At 45.6% G+C, this 1700-nt stretch carries 1 protein-coding gene; it reads left to right on the top strand.

Going from position 1 to position 1700, the window contains the following annotated elements; genetic code table 11:
* On the top strand, nt 1-1700 hold a 1700-nt coding region (locus tag COT43_01485; protein ID PIS30596.1), incomplete at both ends, for a hypothetical protein.

The following is a 1700-nucleotide window of genomic DNA, read 5'->3' on the forward strand; positions in this document are numbered from 1 at the left end:
CTTGTTTTTTATTTTTAATTTTTCGCTGCTTTACGCGGACTGGGCGTCGCACATCGTCATCAGCGAACTCGCCACGACAGGTTCCGGCAGTACCGCCAACGAAATTATAGAAATATACAATCCCACGGACAGCCCCGTTGATATTTCAAAATTGAGGATTCAGTATTTGGCCACCACCGGCTCAAGTTACAATACGAAGCTTTACATGAATGAGCTCGCGGGAACGATTGTAATGCAGCCGTACACATACTTCCTTTTTTGCCCTGCTGACGCGCCCGATCCGAGCATAGCGGATAGAACATGGAGCTCATACTTCCATATGGCTGATAGATGCACTATAAGAATAACACTGGATAGCTCGGGCGAAAATTTCACGGATCCGTATGAAGACAAAGTGGCAATCGGAGATACCGCGCAGGATGGTGAAGGCGGAAGTTATGCACCAAGTATTTCAGGAACAGCGGATGATAGGAGTATTGAGCGTAAAGCATCCGCCGCTTCCGACGCGGCGTCTATGGAAAGCGGCGCTGACGAATACGAGGGAAACGGCTGGGATTCCGACGACAATTCGGCGGATTTCATCATCAGGACTTCGCGCAATCCGCAGAATTCATCTTCTGATCCCGAACCCCAGCCGCCGCCTACGCCGACGGGTTTTGCCGTGGCGGACATCCTCAATGACGGCACATTGAAAATAAGCTGGACGCCGGATGATTACACGACGGGCACATACGCTCATTTCAAAATTTACAGGGGTCTGAGCGAAGGCAATGAAGAAGCGTATACCCAAACACTGTCTTCCACAACTCACGAATACTGGGATGCTGTCGCCGCTGGTGTCACTTATTATTACAGGGTCTCAGCGATGTCCACCGGAGCGCGGAATAATGAAAGCGTTCTGACATATTCGGAAAACGCTTTTGCTACAGATAATACCGCACCGGAACTTCCGACAAATTTGACGGCAAACAACACGAGTTATGGCGCTAATGCCGGAAACAGAATTGCTTTGATGTGGACACCATCCGTTTCTGACGATATTTGCCTTTACAAAATTGGGTATAAAAATTCATTTTTTCAAACATGGGATACTTTTGGAGTAAGCACCTATACGATTTCCGCCTGGATTAGTTCCGAAAAAAGTTCATGGACGATTGTTTCGAATTTGACGGACAATGTTACTTATTTTTTTCGTCTTAGTGCGATTGACAATAATTTGAATGAAAGTGTTTTGTCTTCAACGATAACGGCATATCCTTCAGATATAAAAGCGCCTGATAGTGTTTCCATAAATAATATTGTAAACGAGGGTTCCGGAAAAGCATTGATTCTTTACTGGACGAGTTATTCCCCAGAAGATGATGTTGTCGGTTATAAAATATGGTATAACGAGGCTTCCTTCAGCAATACTGGAACTGCAAATTTGTGGGCTATTGTTTCCGGTAAAGATAATAAAACAAAAACGATTACGGGTTTAACCGAAGGGACAACTTACTGGTTTGCCATAACGGCTTTTGACGAAGTGCCGAATGAAAAAACAGATGTTTCGGGATGGACTGTTTTTTCTTATCCGTCTGACGACCCTCCGTCGCAGATTACGACTCTTGCGGCGGCAAACGAAGAGACGGGCGGGAAGATAAATCTTTCATGGACGGCGTCTTCTGAAAGCGATGTTGCCGGGTATAATATTTATAGAGCAA

Source organism: Candidatus Marinimicrobia bacterium CG08_land_8_20_14_0_20_45_22 (assembly GCA_002774355.1).
Classification (GTDB): Bacteria; Fidelibacterota; UBA2242; order UBA2242; family UBA2242; genus 0-14-0-20-45-22.